General features: G+C 64.5%; 15 protein-coding genes and 2 pseudogenes. 7 read left to right on the forward strand and 10 right to left on the reverse strand.

The genetic code is table 11. The features are described from left to right. Nucleotides 1–267 precede the first annotated feature (267 nt). The 7 genes from ACFYTE_RS14185 to ACFYTE_RS14215 all read right to left on the reverse strand — a co-directional run bounded on the left by ACFYTE_RS14185 (nt 268) and on the right by ACFYTE_RS14215 (nt 8,372). The gene (locus tag ACFYTE_RS14185) at nt 268–1,251 is read right to left on the reverse strand and encodes an alpha/beta hydrolase (protein WP_388709285.1); all 984 of its coding nucleotides are present in this window, start codon (nt 1,249–1,251) and stop codon (nt 268–270) included. Between the two features lie 65 nt (nt 1,252–1,316). Continuing rightward, on the reverse strand, nt 1,317–2,561 hold the full coding sequence (locus ACFYTE_RS14190) for an MFS transporter (protein WP_388709287.1): 1,245 nt from the start codon (nt 2,559–2,561) through the stop codon (nt 1,317–1,319). 6 nt (nt 2,562–2,567) lie between these two features. Further along, entirely contained in the window at nt 2,568–4,115 is a 1,548-nt protein-coding gene (locus tag ACFYTE_RS14195; protein ID WP_388709289.1) for a sulfatase, read from the reverse strand. A 57-nt stretch (nt 4,116–4,172) separates the two neighbouring features. Further along, nucleotides 4,173–4,760 carry a helix-turn-helix transcriptional regulator gene (locus ACFYTE_RS14200; RefSeq protein ID WP_388709291.1) on the reverse strand — a complete coding sequence of 196 codons (588 nt, stop codon included), beginning with the start codon at nt 4,758–4,760 and terminating at the stop codon, nt 4,173–4,175. A gap of 3 nt (nt 4,761–4,763) precedes the next feature. Further along, nucleotides 4,764–6,128 carry a sulfatase gene (locus ACFYTE_RS14205; protein WP_388709293.1) on the reverse strand — a complete coding sequence of 455 codons (1,365 nt, stop codon included), beginning with the start codon at nt 6,126–6,128 and terminating at the stop codon, nt 4,764–4,766. A 32-nt stretch (nt 6,129–6,160) separates the two neighbouring features. Then, a complete protein-coding gene (locus ACFYTE_RS14210) occupies nt 6,161–7,147 on the reverse strand; it encodes a formylglycine-generating enzyme family protein (RefSeq protein ID WP_388709295.1) in 987 nt (328 codons plus the stop codon). A 28-nt stretch (nt 7,148–7,175) separates the two neighbouring features. Beyond that, nucleotides 7,176–8,372 (reverse strand): family 1 glycosylhydrolase, encoded by a 1,197-nt coding sequence (locus ACFYTE_RS14215; protein WP_388709671.1) that lies wholly within the window; start codon nt 8,370–8,372, stop codon nt 7,176–7,178. Between the two features lie 424 nt (nt 8,373–8,796). Here ACFYTE_RS14215 and ACFYTE_RS14220 point away from each other — a divergent pair. Next, nucleotides 8,797–8,952 (forward strand): annotated as a pseudogene (locus ACFYTE_RS14220) (transposase); the annotation flags it as partial. Between the two features lie 43 nt (nt 8,953–8,995). Here ACFYTE_RS14220 and ACFYTE_RS14225 read toward each other — a convergent pair. Continuing rightward, on the reverse strand, nt 8,996–9,775 hold the full coding sequence (locus ACFYTE_RS14225) for a cupin domain-containing protein (protein ID WP_388709297.1): 780 nt from the start codon (nt 9,773–9,775) through the stop codon (nt 8,996–8,998). A 685-nt stretch (nt 9,776–10,460) separates the two neighbouring features. Between ACFYTE_RS14225 and ACFYTE_RS14230 the strand changes: the two genes are divergently transcribed. From ACFYTE_RS14230 to ACFYTE_RS14240, 3 genes are all read left to right on the forward strand, one after another. Continuing rightward, complete coding sequence (locus tag ACFYTE_RS14230; protein ID WP_388709299.1) at nt 10,461–12,080, forward strand: class I adenylate-forming enzyme family protein; 1,620 nt, start codon at nt 10,461–10,463, stop codon at nt 12,078–12,080. Nucleotides 12,081–12,149: 69 nt separating this feature from the next. Continuing rightward, nucleotides 12,150–12,755 carry a DUF2889 domain-containing protein gene (locus tag ACFYTE_RS14235; RefSeq protein ID WP_388709301.1) on the forward strand — a complete coding sequence of 202 codons (606 nt, stop codon included), beginning with the start codon at nt 12,150–12,152 and terminating at the stop codon, nt 12,753–12,755. Between the two features lie 102 nt (nt 12,756–12,857). Beyond that, nucleotides 12,858–13,808: an aldo/keto reductase gene (locus ACFYTE_RS14240; RefSeq protein WP_388709302.1), complete on the forward strand. Its 951-nt coding sequence runs from the start codon at nt 12,858–12,860 to the stop codon at nt 13,806–13,808. Nucleotides 13,809–14,204: 396 nt separating this feature from the next. Here the strand turns inward: ACFYTE_RS14240 and ACFYTE_RS14245 are convergent, their stop codons facing one another. Both ACFYTE_RS14245 and ACFYTE_RS14250 read right to left on the reverse strand, forming a co-directional pair. Further along, complete coding sequence (locus ACFYTE_RS14245) at nt 14,205–15,986, reverse strand: SpoIIE family protein phosphatase (protein ID WP_388709673.1); 1,782 nt, start codon at nt 15,984–15,986, stop codon at nt 14,205–14,207. Between the two features lie 33 nt (nt 15,987–16,019). Beyond that, nucleotides 16,020–16,715: pseudogene (locus ACFYTE_RS14250) on the reverse strand (PAS domain-containing protein); the annotation flags it as partial. Between the two features lie 539 nt (nt 16,716–17,254). Here ACFYTE_RS14250 and ACFYTE_RS14255 point away from each other — a divergent pair. The 3 genes from ACFYTE_RS14255 to ACFYTE_RS14265 all read left to right on the forward strand — a co-directional run bounded on the left by ACFYTE_RS14255 (nt 17,255) and on the right by ACFYTE_RS14265 (nt 20,185). Next, nucleotides 17,255–18,418 carry an acyl-CoA dehydrogenase family protein gene (locus ACFYTE_RS14255; RefSeq protein ID WP_388709303.1) on the forward strand — a complete coding sequence of 388 codons (1,164 nt, stop codon included), beginning with the start codon at nt 17,255–17,257 and terminating at the stop codon, nt 18,416–18,418. Nucleotides 18,419–18,864: 446 nt separating this feature from the next. After that, entirely contained in the window at nt 18,865–19,467 is a 603-nt protein-coding gene (locus tag ACFYTE_RS14260; protein ID WP_388709305.1) for an acyl-CoA dehydrogenase family protein, read from the forward strand. A gap of 325 nt (nt 19,468–19,792) precedes the next feature. Continuing rightward, nucleotides 19,793–20,185 (forward strand): hypothetical protein, encoded by a 393-nt coding sequence (locus ACFYTE_RS14265; protein WP_388709307.1) that lies wholly within the window; start codon nt 19,793–19,795, stop codon nt 20,183–20,185. The last annotated feature ends 56 nt before the right edge of the window (nt 20,186–20,241 follow it).

Raw genomic sequence — 20,241 nt, forward strand, 5'->3', positions numbered from 1 at the left:
GTGAGTGTGCTGCTGGTGGCGTGTACGGCGGTGGACGGGACCTGCTGGGACGTCGCGACACCTGGGCCAACCAGGCCGCGTTCGGCCATCTCGCCAACGGCCGCAGGTGTGGATGGCCGCCCTGGTGGAGGTGGGCAGCCATGTGCGCTGGGCGCGGAACTCGGGGCTGCCAGAGCCGTTGCCACCCGCCAGCTCGACCCCGACCGCATCTCCTTCACCGAGACGACGATCACGCAACGGCAATCGGTCTAAAACCGCCTGGCTCTATCAGCTGTCGGTACGGAGTTGTCGGGTGTCGTAAAGCGAGGCCAGAGCGTGGCCGGCCTGGGCTCGAAAGCGCCGACCCAGCGGAATGACTCCGGTGAAGGCCTGCGTTCCGTGTACCAGTCCCGGGTAGATGTGCAAGCTGACCGGTACGGAATCATCGCGCAGTCGATCAGCGTAGCGGACAGCATGGTCGACGATGACGTCGAGTTCGTTGGCCAGGATCGTTGTGGGCGGCAGGCCCGTAAGGTCGTCGGCCATCAGTGGCGACACCAGCGGGTCATGCGGGTTGGCGTCGGCGGCGATGTACCGGTCGAAGGTCTGCTGGGCCTGGCGGACCATGGGCGGGTACCAGGGCGGTGCGTCGTCCGGCGCATGCGGACGGGTGGCAATGTCCAGGACCGGGATTTCCAGCACCTGGTGGGCGATCGTGGGTCCTCCCTCGGCACGCGCAAGCAGCGCAACAGCGGCAGCCAGGTTGGCACCGGAACTGGTGCCTCCGACCGCGACCAGGGATGGGTCGATACCCAGTTGCTCGGCATGCTCTGACACCCACGTCAAAGCGGTGTAGCAGTCTCGCAGATTCGCCGGGTAGGGGTGGCGGGGAATGAGGCGGTACGCCACGTTGACGACAACGGCGTCGGCCAGTTTGGCCAGATGAGCACAGTGCGAGTGGCCTGTCTCCAGCGAACCCTGGAACCACCCCCCGCCGTGGAAGTACACCAAAGCCGCCCTGCCTCCATCTGAGCGCGGGGCCGTTCCGGGCCGGTACACGCGCACCTCGATCGAGCCGTCCTCGTCCGGACGCCGAACGAATTCGGTGGTGACCGTGACATCAGATGGTGGCCTTTGGACCAGGCGCCGGAATGCGGTCTCTGGCGGCTTGGCCTGCCGTCGCGGACCGGTGTCTTCCGAGACTCCCGTCATGCGCTTGGTCAGAACAGGAATGATCAGGTGGAGGACGGGATGCAGTTTCATCTTGGTCATGAGTTTCCCTCCTGAAGCGACCGGTGGGACGGGGCCAGCCTCGTACGGCAGTCTCGCGGTTCACGTCAGCGGATGCTCTTTATGGCCTGCACGGCTGCCCCCGACAGCAGGGAGGCGAGGCAGGCGATGACGAAGATTCCCGCATAGCCGCTGGTCGTAGCTATCAGGCCGGCTACACCGGGTGCCACGACATGCGGAAGGCTGTTCGCCAAATTGAGCACCGACAAGTCCCTGGCGGCGTTGCCGCGCTCGGGAAGGATGTCGGCCATGAGCGCCTGGTCGACGGCGAGGTAGGTGCCGAAGGCGACTCCGGCCAGCCCGAAGAAGACGTAGAGAGACGCAAGGTGGTTACTCGCTGCGGGAAACACGACCGCCACTGCGAGTAGCGCCGAGGAGGCCACGACCAGGGGTTTCCTGCGCCCTATCCGGTCCGAGTAGGTACCGGACAGGGCCACACACAGGGCTGCCCCTGCCGCGAAGATGAGAGTGAGTGAGGCGAAGACGCGTCCGACATCCTTCTCCGCGACGCCGAAGTAGTCAGTCAGTACGTAGAAGTGGTAAGAGAGGATCAGGTAGAAGGCCAGCAGGAAGAGAAAACGGCCGACGAAGGCATACCAGAAGTCACGGTCCTTGGGGATCTTCAGGGCTGCTTTGAGGGTGGCCAGGGGCAGTTCACTGGGTGTGGATCCAACCGTGCCGGAGGGCAACTTGATGGTCAGCACGATGGCGACTAGTCCCGTGAGCCAGGGCAGGAGGCCCAGGCCCAGGGTCGGCAAAGTCAGAAACGACGCCGCGGCGAAACTGCCAAGGGTCTGCCCGAGCAGCAGCCCGAGGCCGGCCAGACCCGATGCGCGGCCGTAGCGCTCCCGTTCCACGAGGTCGGGTGTTAGCGCGAACAGGGCGCTGTGCATGGCGCTTTGGCCGAGACTGTACAGCGCAAACAGTATGAGGATCACTGGTTTGGCGTCGGTGAGAGCGACAGCGCTCAGCGATGCAGAGGCGAGGAGCCCGCCGCCCAGAATCCAGGGCTTGCGTTTGCCGAGCGTACCGCGGGTGCGGTCGGAGAGGATCCCCGTAACGATCATCCCGATACCCGCGCACACAGCGCCCAGGGTCGACAGGACACCGTAGAAGGCGATTTTTTGCTCGGGGTCGATGTCGGCCACGAGTGCTTGCAGGAGGGTGGCTCCGGCCACGGAGGGAACGGCCCAGCCCAGGTTCGCAATCAGTAGAAGGCTGCCGATGCGTTCAGCTGAATGCGGCCGTGTGCTGCCTTGAACGTCCAGGAGTGCGTCTTCAGGGCTTTGCATGCCTGATCACCCTTGAAGGTCCGCTATATACCGCAGGACGATTTCCTCAGTCCGCGGTGTTATCTGGGTGTGCCAGGAGACAGGAACGGTGGAGGACGGTGTCTTCAGCCGCTGTTCGAGATGGTCGGCCAGGTGACCTCGTCCGGTGGCACGCAGGTGGGCCGCATACCGGGTCGGGTCGTTGTAGTGGGTGGGACCGATCTGGAGCGTGGTCTGCATCGGGTCTGGCAGGCTGCCGGGCGCGCCTGCATATGTGTTCCACCACTCCTGGAGATGGCCGCGCATGGCAGTGGCCAGATCCGATTCCTCCTCCAGAAGGTTGCGGCTGAGGTGCGGATCCTTGGTCACGTCGAAGAGCTGTTCCGGCTCGGCCCGGAAGCATCCGGGATGGTAGGTGCGTATGTAGAGGTGGTCACTGGTGCGCACTGCACGCTGGTAGGTGTGGGCGCCATGGCCCAGCACAAGATACGAGCGGGAGGGATGGGCTTCACCTCGCACTGCGTCCGCGAACGATTCGCCCTGCCAGCCATGGGGCGTCGGAATGGAGAGCAGTTCACAAAGGGTGGGCGCCAGGTCGATGTTGTAGAGCAGGGCGTCACAACGTCGGCTCTCGTCAGGCAAGTCGTCGGTGACGCCAGGCCAGTAGAAGACAAGCGGGAGGCGCTGCGTCGGCTCGTTCGCGAGGCCGTGTTCGGCGTATGAGCCGTTCTCTCCGAGAGATTCTCCGTGATCGGCGCTGACGATGATGGCCGTCTCATCGGCGATGCCCAGTTCGTCAAGAAGGCTCAGCAACTGGCCGAAGTAATGGTCCCAGTACATGATGGCGCCGTCGAAACCGTTGACCAGATGTTCGAAGTCGGCGCGGTCTCGGATTTCCTCGGGCATGTTGGAATTGGGGCTGCGCTGCGGGAACACGCTGTAATGCAGGTCCAGGGCACTGCGCGGCCCATAGATCTCCGCGTGACCCGCGATGGCATCCGCGTCCGGCCATTGGGGGGCAGGTCCGGAAGCGGCGGCGAGCTGCGTCCAGCGTTCGGGTTGCAGGTAGGGAGTGTGAGGTTCCCAATACGTCAGGTGGAGGTACCAGTTGTCCTCGGCAGCGTGCCGGCGGATCCAGTCCGTAGCGACGGCGTTGATTTCCGGTGCCTGCTCGTCGTTGAGGTGGCCCGTGGCCCGAATGGACTCCCGGAAGTTGCCCAGGAAGTGATAGGCGCGGTGTCTCTCGGCGAACATGGACACGGCCGCCGTGTAGGTTCCGTGTCGTTGCAAGTGCTGGCCCAACAGGGGACGGTCCGGTTCAGTACCGTGTCCTGGATCCAGTCGGAAGCGGGCGGCTTCCCCGAAGTGTCCGATCACTCCGTTGGTGATGCCGAACTGGCCGGATGTCAGGGCAGTTCGTGAGGGCAGGCACGGAGAGTCGGAGCAGTAGTAGCGGTCGAAGACGACACTGCGTTCGGCCAGCTCCTGTAGATGGGGAGTAGTGGGTCGGTGATACCCGTAGGGCTGAGTGTGGTCGGCCCGCAGCGTATCGACGTCCACGTAGATGATGCGCATGCCTCGTCCCTTCGGAGGGATGTAAGTGTTCTTGGTTCTGCTTGCTGCGACGCTGCGTCAGCGCGGGTCTCTCGTAGGCGGGAGTCCCTGTGCAATCTCGAACCGGGCCAGAGTGAGTTCCAGCCATGCGATATAAGCCGCCGTCGAGGCGTAGCCACGCTCGTGTGCGGTCCAATGCACCTCACGGGCCCATGCCGGGTCTACCTCCGGAATAGGATCCAGTGAGGCCTGGGCGAAGTCGATCCAGTTCTCATGGGCTGCTTGTTTGCGCCGGTAGTCGAGTTCCGTTCGCAACAGGTCAATAGCTACATCGCGCCCCAGGGCGGCGCCGAAAACAAACCGCACCATGAAGTCGGGGTCCATCGGGCGGGTGGAAGGCACATAAGGCGAGCGCGCCCACGCGATGAACTCCTGTCGGCCTGCGGCAGTGAGCCTGTAGACTTTTGCATCCGGTTTCCCGTCGCGAGCGTCTACCTCGAACTCAACCCATCCCTTGTCGGCCATTTTTGCCAGAGTGCGATAAATCTGCGGTAGCTGCGCACCGTACCCCAAATACTGGCCGTTGCCGTCCATCCATTTTCGCATATCGTATCCAGAGAAATTGCGAAGCCCCAGCAATCCAAGGATCACATATTCGAGACGCATTGCTCATCCTTCCGCTTCATACATAAAATCACCGAAAGCTCCGGCGAGCGGATCACCGTGTACCTGGAGGTCTTTCAGCAACTCGTGACGCAAATTTTCCACTTGCGACCGGCGCGAAGGCCGATCAGTCAGATCTTGCAGGGCGTGCGGATCTTCGATCAGGTCGTAGAATTCTTCCGGCTGGCGCTTGACGTAAAATTTGTTTCTTTCGTTCAAGGCCGGGTCGGCAGCACCCGCTGCCAGCATAGAATTCCACGTAAGTCCGAACATATTCTCAGCGCGATATTCACGCTGGCCATCGCTCCAGTGATTCCAGACGTACAGAGATTCCGCGGTCTGAATGGCACGCATTTCATAGCGCTCTTTTGCAGCCGTCTCATGGAACATGGTGACCATCTGAGTACGGTCGGATTGCCGCTCCCCTGCGAAGAGCGGAGTCAGGCAGCGGCCATCGAGTTCCAAAGCGGCCCCGGCCTCGACTCCCGCCATCGTGCAGAAGGTGGGAAACAGGTCCAGAGTACTAACGAAATGCGATACTTCGATCACACCTGGCCTGATGTGTCCCGGCCACCGGATGACCAACGGAGTCTGCGTGCTCTGTACGTAGCAGTTGGCCTTCGCGAACGGGAAAGGCATGCCGTGGTCGGAAAGGAAGATCACCACAGTTTCTTCGGCTTGGCCACTGCCTTCCAGGACATCCAGCAGCGCTCCGATCACGTCGTCGCAACGTCGAACCGAGCTCAGATACTCGGCGAACTCCTTCCGGATGAGCGGGTGATCGGGGAGAAACCCTGGCGGATCCGCTTCTCCCGAGCCGAAGATCTTGGACGGGGCCGGCACTACGTCTCGGACTTCTTGCGGCCACCAGTTCAGCTCATCGTCACTGCCATGGAAGGGCCGGTGCGGGTCGTGCGCATTAGCCAGCAGGAACCAGGGCCGCGACGTGTGTGCCGCATCGGAGATGAATGCCGAGGCCGCACGCGCATAGGCGAGTGGGTCACGTCCCATGCCAAGCTCCGCCTGTGTGTGGATCACCTGCCAGTGAAAGCGCTCCACCGGAGCGAGGTGATCGACCTTGCCGAGGATGCCGAAGCGGTAACCGGCCCCTCGCAGCACATCGGGTAGTACCGGAACGTCGTCCCGGATGGCTTCGAAACCCTCCGCACCATTGCTGTGGGGCCGCCGGCCAGTCATCAGCGCCGAGCGGCTCGGCTGACAAACGGCTACTGGGACGTGGGCACGTGCAAAGCGCATCCCTTCCGCGGCCAGTCCGTCCAGTCTGGGCGTGGCGCCGGACACGCCGCCGAAGCATCCAGGAACTGACGCGTTCAAGTCATCAGCCGTGATGAGAAGAATGTTGGGAGGCATTTCTCTTCCAGTTCTCGTACAAGACGTGGTGGTTAACCTCGGATGACGCGGAATCCGCAGTTCCCCGTGGAGGACTCGGGAGTGTTCGCGGAGCGTGCTGCTACTCGGTATCGATGGCAGTAGGAGTGGTGGCACAGGTAGGAGCCGCCTCGCGTCACTCGTGCTACCCCTGACGAGGGGCCTCGTGGGTCACGATTGGGCGATTCCTGGTAATAGGATGTGGAGAACCAGTCGGCACACCACTCCCACACGTTCCCGGTCATCTCGTAGAGACCGAAATCGTTCGGAGGGAAGGATCGGACCGGTGCCGTAGTCAGATAACCGTCGTCAAGGGTGTTGTGCGTCGGAAAGACTCCATGCCAGATGTTGCAGCGGTTTTCTCCGCCGGGCGTCAGTTCCTGGCCCCATGGGAAACGGCGGCCATCATGTCCGCCGCGTGCCGCGTACTCCCACTCCGCTTCGGTGGGCAGTCGCGCGCCGGCCCACGCGCAGTAGGCAACGGCGTCGCGCCAGGAAACATGCACGACAGGATGGTCGGAGATATCCTTCCAATCGGACAGACCTCCGGCCGGGTGACGCCAGTCTGCGCCGCGCACATTCAGCCACCATTCAGCGCCTACGGCCGCACCCAAGACATCGCGCCGATGAGCCATGACAGCAGAGTGGAAGACGGCCGAGGAGCCGTATTCTTCTGCCTCCGTCCGGTAGCCCGTCTCGCTGGCGAAAGCTGAGAATTCGTGGTTGGTCACTGTGGTGGCGCTGATGGCGAACCCGCTGACGTACACACGGTGCAGAGGCCTTTCTCCGTCCGAAGGGTAGCCCTCTGCGAAGGCGTCGCCCATGACGTATTCTCCGCCTGTCAGATCAATATAGAGGTGTTCTGCCCCTGACCGGCGCCTCTCCCCCGAGGCCGTATCAGGCCACGGCGCCGTCGTGGCCCGGGCGGAACCGCCGGAGGGTTGTGGATTGCAGCAGTGATTCATTTCATCCTGCCCATCAGTACCATGCATGACGGCCATCTATCCGTTGCGCGAAGTCATACGACGGCTACTCTTGGGCCGGAAGAAAACCTGTTGAGCCGACTGCGCCCAGCCACGCCAGGGATGGTTTCGGGGACCGTGCAAAATTGTCTCGGTCCACGGCGATGAGGCCGAACGTCGGATTCCATGTGCCCCACTCGTAGTTATCCAGAAGGCTCCAGTGGAAATATCCCCGCACATCGATCCCCTCCGCCAGGGTTGCGGCCAATGCCGCCAGAGCCCCTCTGGTGTAGTCGATCCGCTGGTTGTCATCACTGGTGGCGATGCCGTTCTCGGTAACGATGACGGGGACATCTCCCACAACTTCTGCTGCGGTGCGTATGGCTCCGCCCAGGGCTGCGGGGTAGTACTCCCACCCCGTCTGGGTTCGAAGTGCCGCGGGCTCTGGAGCCGCAGGGCGTGCAGTCTCGCCGTCCACGCCCAGACGGATGCGGGTGTAGGTCTGCACGCCCACCCAGTCGTCGCTACGCGACTCCAGCAGGAACCGCGTCTGACGTGGATGCACATACGCAGCCGCGACCCGCTCAGCTCCAGGCATGGGCTGGTAGTCCTGGACCGACACCGACCAGCCAACCCTCGTGTCTGGGAGCAGCGCGTGCAAAATGTCCCGGGCCTGTCGATGCGCAGAGACTAGGCCCTTGGCCGTGGGCTCGTCGGGTTCAGGCAATCCGTGCGCAAGTACGTCCGGTCCGTCCGCTATCAGCTTCGGAAAAGCAGCGACGACATTCGGCTCGTTGATTGTTCCCACGTGCTCAACTCCATGCAGGATCCCAGCCACCCGCCTGACATAGCGAGCAAATGCGGCAGGCGCATCCGGAGCCGCCCACCCGCCTCCTCCCGAGAACCATGCGGGACATGTGAAGTGATGCAACGTCACCAAAGGCCGCAGACCGCGCTGGAGGGCGCCTTCGATCATCTGCCTGTAGTGAGCCAGGGCCTTGTCGCAGAATGATCCGCACGTCGGCTCGATGCGGGCCCACTCGATGCTGAAGCGGTAGTCACGAAGGCCGGCCGCGGCTGCCAGATCCATGTCCTCCCGCCACCGGTGGAAGCTGTCGACGGCCCGCCCGCTCGGTTCCTCGCAGAAGGAGGACGGCATGGTCTCCAAGACCCACCAGTCACTGGACTCGTTGCCCCCCTCGGTCTGGTGGGCCGATGTTGCAGCACCCCAGAGGAACCCAGGCGGCAACGGGACTCTCTTCATCGCTTCTCCCACAACGTCTGCATGCCAGTTCACGGTGGCGCCCCCTGTCGACGGCCCGGGCAGCAGCGAGCGGCCGGCCTTCCGAGGAGCCGTCTTAATATATGTGTAACACCGTATGAAGGTCCCTGCAATGGCTGGCACTGCATGGATCCACCAGGCCGACCTAAGTGCCTAGGCATCTATGGCGGGGCTCAGAGAGGGGGTCGCGGGGGCATGTACTTCCTTGGGGATGATCTCGGTTGACCGGCGCCATGCCGGTGGACAGGCAGACATACCCCCGTGTCGTTCGCCAACCGGTACGGGCGACATCGTTGTCATGTCCGCCGGCCGTGTCGCGACAACCTACGGTGACCAGTTCCGTTGTCTACCGCCCATACGCGTGCTCGGCGGGATGTCGGTGACGGCCGAAGTGGTTGTGGATCGCATGCCCGGCATCGGGCCCTTCCTCGGCGCCGAGTTCCTCGCGGCCCCCGGCGGCGACATGAACGCATTCGACAGCGCCGACCGGCTCGCCGAGTTCGCCGGCGTCGCCCCGGCCGTCCGCGACTCAGGAAGGATCAACGGACGGTGCCACGACCCCACACCGTCCGTCACCCCCATGTCGCCAGATCGCTCGCCGTGCTCTACCTCCTGGCCGAGAAGTCGACCTCGGTCAGCCAGTCCGCGGGGTTCTGGCTGTCGGGCTCCGGTGTGATGATCGTCAGGTGCTGCTCGGGTTCCGGTCCTTCGTTCCAGGCCCGATGCGGAACTCGCGCGGGCATGATGACAAGTTCGTGAGGCCTGACCTTCCTCCGCTCGCTTCCGATGTCCACGGCAAGGGTGCCGGCGAGAACGAAGATGAGTTCGTCGAATTCGTGTGAGTGGTAGGGCGGAACTGTGGCGTCCACTTCTGTTCGGGAGACGGCGACCATGCCCTTGTCCGAGCCGGTCGCACGGTTCGCCAGAACCTGCATCTCCACGCCGACCTCCGGTAGGGGCCTTAGCCAGCCGTCCGTCGCGACGGGGCGCAGACAGCCAGTGGGCGGAGGGCCGCCAAGGTCGTCGCAGTACTCGACGAGTTTGGTCATACGTCCGCCAGTCGCCGGCACATGAGTAGGTAGAAGCAGCTCGACCTGGAGGACGTGGTCTGTCCCGGGGTTCGCAGCGAAGTGGGGTGTCCTGGCCGGAATTCGCACCAACGTATGTGGTTCAGCCCGGAGCCTCTCGGTGCCGAGTTGCACTTCGATGGTGCCTTCCAGGACGTAGTAGAACTGGTCGACGGGATGGTAGTGCAACGGGTCGGCTTGAGTACCGGCAGGGATGCCACCTTTGATCACCGAGCACGACTCAAGGTGCGCGAGAAACTCCGGTTGGTGGACAGCCGGATCCGTCGGGTGATCCGCGAAACTCCGCACGTAGCGCATCTGTTGGTTCCTCCCTGTCATCAATTCGGTCAGGACTCTTGGAAGGGAAAGTGATGTGGAGCTGGGCCAGGCTTCGAGAGATCGCGGTGGGCACGTAGTGCAGCTGACACTCGCAGCTCGTATGCCGAGGGAAGGCCGGAGAGAGGCCACAAGACACTTGTTTCAGACCGGCGGAATCGGCGAAGCCAGCGGCACCGCGCGCTGGGCGGGGCAGGGCCCGCTCGCCTGGCGGATCTGCATACCGGCGTTCTCCGGCGGTTTCTTGGTGGCGGCCATCGCTCGGATCGGCCGGCCAACCAGTCCATCCATCACGTGTCACACCCGCATGTACAGCCGGCGTCATCCCCACAGGCGAGAGCCACCAGGCCGAGGCTCTGCGGCCACCCACATACACAGGTCGGCGCATCCGGCGATTGGTTATGGCAGCCCTCCACCACCTCGTGGTCCCCATGACAGCCCAGTCACTGGGCAGTCTTGTCGAGTCGCGGTCCGGCCTCCCTCGCCCCTTGCTCTCCTGATCAGATCAGCATGGTCGGCTCGACCGGAAGTTGTCCCAGGGCTCTGAGCTGCACCGACGCTCCCTCATCGCTCCCTGTGCGGCCCCTGGGACGAATCGCGATGACCGATGTCGCGAGTGTAGAAATTCTCCGGCCCAGCGTCAACACTGATGTTGACACTCGCTGGAGTGGCGCGCTTCCATATGCCCCACACCGCAGTGCGCACGCCGATCCCGGCGGGCTTGATCGCAAACAAGGAGGTGGGGATCGTGTTGGACGTTCGCAGCGCCATGCGGCGATCGGCCCGGTTTCATCGTGATCTGCCGGCCGCCGTCAGCGGCCACCGGACATTGACCTTCGGCGAGGCATGGGACCGCGGGCTACGATTGGCCAATGCGCTGATCGCCGCCGGATTGCAGCCCGGCGACCGTGTCGCCGTACTGGAAGACAACTGCGTCGAGGCGGTCGATTTCTACGCCGGGACCGTGGCAGCCAATCTGGTGCGGGTCCCGCTCTACCGCCGCAACTCCGCGGAGGCCCACCTGAGCATGATCCTGGGTACGCAGTGCAAAGCCGTGGTCGTCTCCCAGGAATACGCTCATGAACTCGACGCCATCGCGGGCGAGCTGTCCGGAGTAACCGTTATCGTGCGCGACGACGGCTACGAGCAGTGGCTCAGCACGTTCCCGGCGACGGATCCAAACCCGGATATCGATCTGGATGACGTGTTCATCATCCGTCACTCTGCGGGGACCACAGGCCGCGCCAAGGGCATCGCCTACACGCATCGCGCTTGGATGAACACCACCCGCGACTGGTTCTACATGCTTCCGCCGGTCGAGCGCGGGGACAAGTGCCTGCATGTTGGGCCGATCAGCCACGGCTCGGGGTACCTCTTCCTCCCCGTCTGGCTGGCCGGCGGCTGCAACCTCCTGGACCGCAGGTTCGACGGCAAGGACTTCATGGAGCGTATCAAGAAGGACGGCATCGGCTGGTTCTTCGCAGTTCCCACCATGATTGCCGACATTGTCGACTCGACCCGGGGCGTGCCCCAGGAGTTGCCGTCGCTCAAGGCGGTGATGATCTCAGGCGCGCCGATCAGCACCAGGACAGCCCTCATGGCACACAAGGTGTTCGGGAACTGCTTGTTCCAGATGTACGGACAGACCGAGGCCGTTCCGGTGTCTTTCATGGGCTCGAAGGAGTGGTTCAGCGGCCCGCCCGATTCCGACACCATACGGGCGGCTGGGCGCGTCATGCCCTTCGCCGAACTGGACATCAGGGGGGCTGACGACCAGTCCCTGCCCCCCGGCCAGGAGGGTGAGATCGTCGTCCGCTGCGACGGCCAGATGACCGGCATCTGGGGAGACGAACCAACGGGCCGCGAACGACTGCGCGGCGGCTGGGTACACACCGGAGACATCGGCCGGCTGGACGAACAGGGCTACCTGTATGTCGTCGACCGCGTCGACGACATGATCGTCTCTGGAGGATTCAACATTTGGCCCGCAGAACTGGAGCAGGCAATCCAGTCACTTGAGGGGGTCAAGGAAGCAGTGGTCTTCGGGGTGCCCCACGAGAGGTGGGGTGAGGCCCCACTGGCTGTCGTGGTTCGCGAGCACGGCGCTTCGCTGAACGAGGATCAGATTGTAGCTGCATGCACGCAGACACTTGGGTCGTACAAGAAGCCGCAGACAGTGGTGTTCCGCGACGCCCCCCTCCCCCGCAGTCCGGTCGGCAAGATCCAGCGCAAGGTTCTGCGTGAGCCGTACTGGGCCAGCGAAGAGCGGCGGGTCCGCGGAGCGTAGGCTACACTCCGTCAACATGTGCGTTGACACCTTGCTTCCGAGGCACTACAGCGGTTCAGGAGACCCACGATGAGCAGCCCGTCCACGCCCACTGGCAGAGGTCCTTCCGACGGCCATCTCCCGCCCATCCGCCGCAGCGCTCGACGGCAGAAAACACTCGATGTCACCGCGATCACGGGTGCCGAACTCAGCCTTCGAGCCACGCTCTTGGACACGAGCGTGGCCATCGAGGATCCGACGGATGTCGAAGTGATCCACGATCTAAGGCTGGATGCCACCATCAGCATCCCGGATCTGGTGATCCGTGAGATCAAGGCGCATGCCGAGCACCAGCCGTACGACATGTGCAGTTTCACGATCGCGCCTATGGCCAAACTGAAGGGGCTCAGCCTCAAGCGAGGCTATCGCCGCGAGGTGCTCAGCATCCTCGGCTCCACACGCGGGTGCAGCCACTTCCTCACGCTGGCCCTCGATCTCTCAGCAGCCAACATCCTGTCGATCTATCTACGGATGCGCGAGCACGTGGCCAACACTGCCGACAACCGCAGCAACGGCACATGGATCAGGGCCGGGCTGGATGTGGAGCCCGGTCTGCTCAACGCCTGTATGGCCCTTGCTGAGAATTCGCCCGTCATCCAGCAGGCCGGGCCCATGCAACAGGAGCATGGCGACTGAGCGCAGCGGCCAATCAGCGTCGTGCTCCTGTGGCCCCCCTCCCAACGACGTTCATCAACACTCATGTTGACAACCGATTGAGTGCTGGCTAGCGTCGCGAAGGTGAAAAGAATCGCCAACACTGAACTCGACGTCTTTCCTCTTTGCCTGGGCGGGAATGTGTTCGGCTGGACCGCCGATCGAGAGCAATCCTTCGCTGTCCTGGACGCATTCGCCGCAGCCGGCGGGAATTTCTTCGACACCTCCGACGTGTACTGGAAATTCAGTCCGGGGAACAAGGGCGGTGAGTCCGAAACGATCATCGGTGAGTGGATGCACACACGTGGTTGTCGTGACCGCATGGTCGTCTCCACCAAGATCGGCGCTGCAGACGGCATGACCGGCGGCCTCAGCGCGCAGAGGATCCGGCGGAACACCGAAGCGAGTATGCGCCGTCTCCAAGTCGATGTCATCGACCTGCTGTATGCACACGTGGACGACACCGAAACTCCGCTCACGGAGACCCTGGGAGCCTTCGACGAACTGGTCCGGGCGGGTAAGGTGCGCTACATCGGTGCATCCCGTTATCCCACCGAACGCCTCGCACAGGCCCTGGAAATCTCAGATCGTGAGGGCTTCACGCGATACGTGGCCACACAACCGCTCTACAGCCTGGTGGAGCGCGGCTACGAGCAAGACGTAGCCCCACTGCTGGAAAGGACGGGGCTGGCTTCCATGCCCTACTACTCCTTGGCCGCGGGCTTCCTCACCGGCAAGTACCGTCCCGGGGTCGAGGTCTCCAGCGCCCGTGCCCACGGTCCTCGCCCAGGCGGCGCCATGTCCTACCTCGATGCGCGCGGTGTACGCGTGCTCGATGCGCTCGATGAAGTGTCCGCCGCGCACACCACGACAGTCGCCGCCGTGGCGCTGGCATGGCTGATGGCACAGCCCACGGTCACCGCTCCGATCGCCAGCGCCCGTAACGTCGCTCAGCTCCAAGGCATCCTGCCCGCGGCCGAACTGACACTGTCCGAGCAGGAACTCCAACTGCTGTCGGCAGCAAGCGCGCAATAGCCGTCTGCTACGTCCGCACTCCAGGCGAACACCGTCTCCAAGCCGAGTTTCAAGATCCCTCAGCCGAGACCCCGGGTTCGGTCGGTCCAGTGCCACCCGCTCACGGCGGATCACCGAGTGAACCAAGGCCCGGGTGTGGGCCAAGCTGCGCTGCCTGATGCTCAACGAGCTGGGCGCGTGCGGCGAGCGTTGCGCGGCCGACATGCGCCGTCGCTGTGAACGCACAGCCGACCACTTCCCGCCCATTCGCCGGGCTGGTATGGATTCATGGGTGAGTTCGCGCTCATGGGCCCGAGACCAGGATGGTGAGCGTCACCGGACGCGGGACGAGCGAGCCGCAAGGGCGCGCCGGACGTGGATGCCCGAGGCAGGCCTGCCACCCCTCCGCTTCCCGGATCACAACAACTCTTCCTCGAACATGAAGGGGAGCCCGGGCGCATCGAGGCCGGCTGCCTTGGGGCTCGTAAGCGCCTGCTCCGCCCAGATGATCTTTCCCTCGGGAACATGACGGGTTCCCCACCGGTCAGTGAGCTGGGCAACCAACAGCAGGCCACGGCCTCCCTCGTCGAACACCCTGGCCCGGCGCAGATGAGGGGCGGCGCTGCTGCCATCCGAGACCTCACAGATCAGACAGTCATCATCCCGGATCAGGCGCAGCCGGATGGGACTGCCCCCGTAGCGGATGGCGTTGGTGACCATCTCGCTGACCACCAGTTCGGTGGTGAAGGAGAGGTCTTCCAACTCCCAGGAGACAAGCCGGTCACAGACGCTTCTGCGCGCCCCGGAGACCACAGCGGGATCGACGGGCAGGTCCCAGGAGACGTGGTGCTCGGCATCCAGGAGGCGGGTGCGTGCCAACAGGAGCGCGACATCATCCGTTGGTTGATCGGGCAGCAGCACTCGCAATGCGGCATCGCAGCGCTCTTCGAGCGAAAGTTCCGAGCGGGACAGCACATCGCGCAGCAAGGCGAGTCCGGCGTCGACATCATGCCCGACTGACTGGATCAGGCCGTTCGTGTAGAGCGCCAGCACACTCCCCTGAGACAGGTCGAACTCCGCCGATTCGAAGGGCAGTCTGCCCAGACCAAGGGGAGGTCCGGCTGGCAGGTCGGGGATATACGCATTCCCATCGGGAGTAACCAAAGCAGGTGCCGGATGCCCGGCTCGTGCCATCGAGCAGTGACCGGATGTTGGATCGTACACAACATAGAGGCAACTTGCCCCCATTTCGCCTGACCCACTACGGAAATACCCTGCCCCCTCCTCGTCGCGGTCCAGGCGTAGGACGAGATCGTCGAGTTGGGTGAGCAGTTCGTCCGGCGCCACGTCGACGTCGGCAAGGGTCCGTACGGCCATACGCAGCCATCCCATGGTTGCTGAAGCCTGGATGCCGTGGCCGACAACATCGCCCACCACGAGCGCCACTCGCGTTCCGGACAGCGGAATCACGTCGAACCAGTCTCCGCCCACCCCCGCCCGGGGCTCGGCCGGCAGATAGCGGGAGGCGATCTCCACGGCTGTCTGCCGGGGCGCTTCCCGGGGGAGCAGGCTGCGCTGCAGGGCCAGCGAAGTGTTCCGCTCGCGGGTGTATCGGCGAGCGTTGTCCACACACACTGCGGCACGAGCTGCGAGTTGCTCAGCCAGCGACTGGTCACCGTCGTCGAAGGGCTCCGGAGTACGGTGCCGAGCAAAGAGCGCAACTCCCAGGGTGGTGCCGCGGGCTTGGAGCGGTACCACCATGGTCGAGTGGACCTCGTAGGTACGCATGCTGTGGGCACGCTCTGGAACGCCGATCGCCCATGACATCCGGGTTTCCTCAACAACGGGATGACGCATCGCTCTGCCGGTTGCCAGGGCCTGGCCCGGTGGTGACTGCTCATGGTAGGTGTGCCGCTCATCCAGTGAGATCACTGACTCGGGGCATCCCTCCAAAACCGACTGCTGGGCCACCCGGCGGAAGACGAGAGAGACGGGGGCGGCGGGTTCCGAGTCATCGCCGGACAGGATCGCGTCGAGTAGGTCGACGGCAACGAAATCGGCGAAGCAGCCGACGGCCACCTCGGCTAGTTCCTCGGCGGTACGGGCCAGGTCCAAGGTTGTCCCGATGCGCATGCTCGCTTTGTCGAGCACCTCCAGCCGTCGGCGTGCCTGATACTGCTCGGTGGTGTCGAAAGCCATCGCGGATACACCCTCAACCCGCCCTGTATGGTCCTTCAGCGGGGAGAACAGTGCGGTCCAGGCGTGTTCCCGGCTGTCCCCCGGGAAAGGCATGTACAGTTCATGGGACGCTGGCGCCCCAGTCCTGAGCACCTGCTCGACGATACGGCCCAGCTCTTCCAGGCCAGGCAGTACCCGGCCGGGCTCCATCTCACCGGCAGGCAGACCAAGCACCTGCTGTTCCACCCTGCCGACCAGCCGCTCTGAGATGGCGTTGGTCGCGACGAGCCGCCCTCGGCAATCGAAAAGTGCCACCGGTATCGGCAACTGATCCAGCCCCCGGGCACGCAGCAGCGCCCTACCGGGCTGGTTTCGCCGGCTTGAGGAATCCGGCGGCGGGCCGGCAAGGGTCAGACACCACTGGGTCTCCCCGGCGGCGTCCAGCAGCGGCAGGCCCTGAACTGACGCCCGTACCGGATGCCCGTCCGCATGCCGGAGTACGAGCGGCGCTCTCCATGCCCTCATCCCTGCGCAGCAGATTCTGACTGCCTCGGGCAGGCCGTCAACGAGCAACCAAGCCGCAGGCTGCCCGACGACGTCACCCGCTGCATAGCCCAGGAGCTGAGCGGCTCCGGTGCCCCATGCCGTAACGGTGTCCCTCTCGCCAACCATTACTACAGCGGTCTCATCCAGCGCGGCATGCGGATGCGTGTCACCCCGATCCGGACTCACGCCACCATCATTATTCATTGGGACCACTCATCCCTGGGCCCCCGCAGCATGGCATACAAGCCGCCCTTTACCCCAGAACCCAGCATGCTCCTCGGCCGAAGTGACATCAAGCGCCCTGCTCCTCGGCAAACCCGCCCTACCGCATCCACCGATGCCCCTATCTACGCACAGCGGGACGGGTCAGCCCCGAGGCGCTGTCCGCCGGGCGTCGCTGCCGGCCGCCCCTACTGTTGGCCTGATCAGTAGCTTGTCGCCATCTCGATCACAGTCATGGGCCGCCGCCGTTCATCACAAGGCGCACTTGGTCCGGGGTGAGGAGGCGACACATCGGGCGATCATGCTCGGTCCCGGTTCGGCGTCGCGCCACCCGGGATCACGCCTCACTCCGGATGCCCGCCGAGTTGCCGGCCGGGAGGAGACCGTGCGGGTACAGCACTTCGACAAAGCACCCGGCGCGGACGCGCTGTGCACGCTGACGTGATCGCAGGTCGCCCGGCCTCACACCTGGTGCCACTCGATCGGACAGCTCATCAATCAACATAGATGTTGACAGCCTTGTGGAGTCCTTCCTACGATCAGCGCATTCGTTGTCCGATGCGGGAGGTTTCGACATCGACGGGCACATTCGGGAGCTCCGCCATACGACACGGGCCCAGATCGAGCAGGACATGTCAGCACTCAGTGCGAAGGCACACTGCGACTCCTGGATGACGGCGCACTCCCCCGAATTCAGCCGTGTCGCCGGTGCACACGGCTGGATCGGGATGACTCTGCCGCAGGAGTTCGGCGGTGGCGGGCGGACACCTCTTGAGCGCTACGTCGTCATCGAGGAGTTGCTGGCCGCAGGCGCCCCTGTCGCAGCTCACTGGTTTGCTGACCGGCAGGTCGGTCCCGCCCTGCTGCGCCATGGGACCACCCAGCAGCGTGAGCGTTACCTGCACGGCATCGTGCGCGGCGAGTGCTACTTTTCGATCGGCATGTCGGAGCCTGAAAGCGGCTCCGACCTTGCGGCGGTCCGTACGAAAGCCACCGAGATCGACGGTGGGTGGCGCTTGAACGGCACGAAGATCTGGACCAGCCATGCCCACGCCGCCCACCACATGCTTGTGCTCTGCCGTACGGACGCGCCCGAGGACGGAGACCGCCGCACCGGTCTGTCACAGTTCCTCGTCGACCTGCGCCTGCCGGGCGTCACAGTCCAGCCGATCATTAGCCTCGACGGTCACCATCACTTCAATGAGGTGCTGTTCGACGATGTCATGCTCCGCGATGACGACCTCCTCGGCAGGCGGGGCCAGGGCTGGAACCAGGTCATGGAGGAACTCGCCCTTGAGCGCAGCGGGCCCGAGCGCTTCATGTCGACGATGCCGCTGCTGCGCGCCCTGGTGCGCGGCAGCAGCGCTCGTCCGACCGCTCTCGGTGCTCTGCTCGCCGAGCTTCAGAGCCTGCGGGCACTGTCGACCGCAGTCGCCGAGGCACTGAGCCGGGGCGAGGTCCCCACGGTCGACAGTGCCCTGGTGAAGGATCTCGGCACTAGGTTCGAGAGCAAAGTGGTCAGCCTGGCCCGCGCCATGTCGCCTGCAGTCCCCGATACCGAATCGCAGTGTGACCTTGAGCGGCTGCTCGCCGAGGCGATCCTGCATGCGCCCGACCGAACATTGCGCGGCGGGACCAACGAGATCCTTCGCGGGATCGTGGCAAGAGCTGTGGTGACGGCATGATGAGTGAGGTGGGTGGCGCCGTCCGTTCCCTGCTGGGCGGCCGTCCGCAGGACAGACCTGAGGGCTCCTGGGACGAGTCGGCAGGTCGGGCCGTTACCAAGGCCCTCGCCGCCGACGGGTGGCTGGGGGTGGGACTTTCTCCGGAGCGCGGTGGAGAAGGCGGTGATCTGGCCGATGCGGTAAGCGTGGTAGACGCTGTGACCAGCATCGGCTGGCCTTCTCCAGCAGCTGACGTGCTTCTGGTGACCAACACCGTGTTGTCGACGGTCAGCGGGCGGCCGCCGGACCTCGGGCCCGGCCCTGCTGTCGTGGTACCCGCCGTGGCGACCAGGGATCCACAGGGGCGAATCTCGGTATCAGCCGACCGCGTGGCCTGGGCGCCGTGGGCCGATCGGCTCCTGGTAGTAGTACCAGGATCGGACAGCTCCACTGCTGTCCTGGCCGCTGTGGATGCTGCTGACGCCCTCAATCGTCGCGGCACCGCGCTGCATGGCGCCCCCTGGGGGGACGTCCGCCTTGAGTCGCTTCCCGCCGGCAAGGTCACACCGCTGGACCGGCCGGCCGAGGACGTCATCGATCTGGCGGTGTGCGGCGGGGCCCTGGCCCGGTGTGTTCAGTCGCTCGCCGCGCTGCGGCGGCTCCGTGAGCTGTCGGTCGCCCACGTCACCAGCCGCCAGCAGTTCGGCCGACGCCTGGTGGCCTTCCAGGCCGTGCAGCAGCACCTGGCCGTGCTCGCCGGCGAGGTCGCCGCTGCAGAGGCCGCAGTGCGCGTGCTGCTCGACGCCACCAATGCAGTCGCACCACTGGTGGGCGACCCACGGCTGGCCACCGCGCGGATACGCACGTCGCAGGCCGCAGAGGAGGCCAGTCGCATAGCCCATCAAGTGCACGGCGCGATCGGGACAGCGCGGGAGTACGAGTTGCACCGGCACACCATGGCGCTCTGGTCATGGCGTGAGGAGTTCGGCAACGAGCACTACTGGGCGGACAGGCTCATCGCCGGGGTGGACCCGGTCAGTGACCTGTGGGCGTGGATCGCCGACTCATGACGATATCCGCCGGGCACTCTCGATGGAGGAGCCTTCCACGCACCCGGTGGGCGGGAAGGTCACACCAGGGCTTCGCGGGCAGTACCCAAAGGGCGACAGCTCGGCAGCAGCTCAAGGCAATGGCTGAGTGTACGTCCGTACAGCCCGAGCCGCGCTTGTCGAGCCGGAGGAGGTCCTGGTCCGTTGTCTCACGGAGAGGCGTCCCCCGCTGCAAAGAACAAGGTGGCGGGGAGTGGTACGGCCGGTCCGTCAAGGGCTCCGGTGAGCCGAGCGCCAGGACTTGGACCCTGGCCGGACAGAGGTTCGCTGCCTCCGCCTGCGGACGGTGACGGACGAGGGGTTGCGTCAGTGGATCGTCTCGGACGAGCTTTGCGTGCTGGTCGAGCGGTTCACGCAACTCCTGCCCTGCTCGACAAGGTCCCCGCCGTATCCGCCGTCGTCAGCCGACCGACCCGGACACCGAACCGACACGCTCGTCGCGGACCGCCGCTACGATCGCAACGAGTACCGGCGCCTGCTCTGCGGCATCCGCCTGGTCTTCCACCGCCTGCGGATCCGCTCAAAACGATGCGACGACATCCGTGAGGTCTTTCCTCGGCGTCCCCACCTGTCTGATCAGCCACCGCCGCACCATTTCTTTGTCGGCGCGCTTGAGCACGACAGTGTCATCGGCCGGCTCTCCGCAAGTCTGGCAGCCACACTGGTTGCAAGCCGCTGAAGGCAGAGAGACACAGAAAATGCATCGGCCTCCCGGGCCGCCCGACAATGTATGGA

This window comes from Streptomyces sp. NPDC004629 (genome assembly GCF_042873595.1).
Lineage (GTDB): Bacteria > Actinomycetota > Actinomycetes > Streptomycetales > Streptomycetaceae > Streptomyces.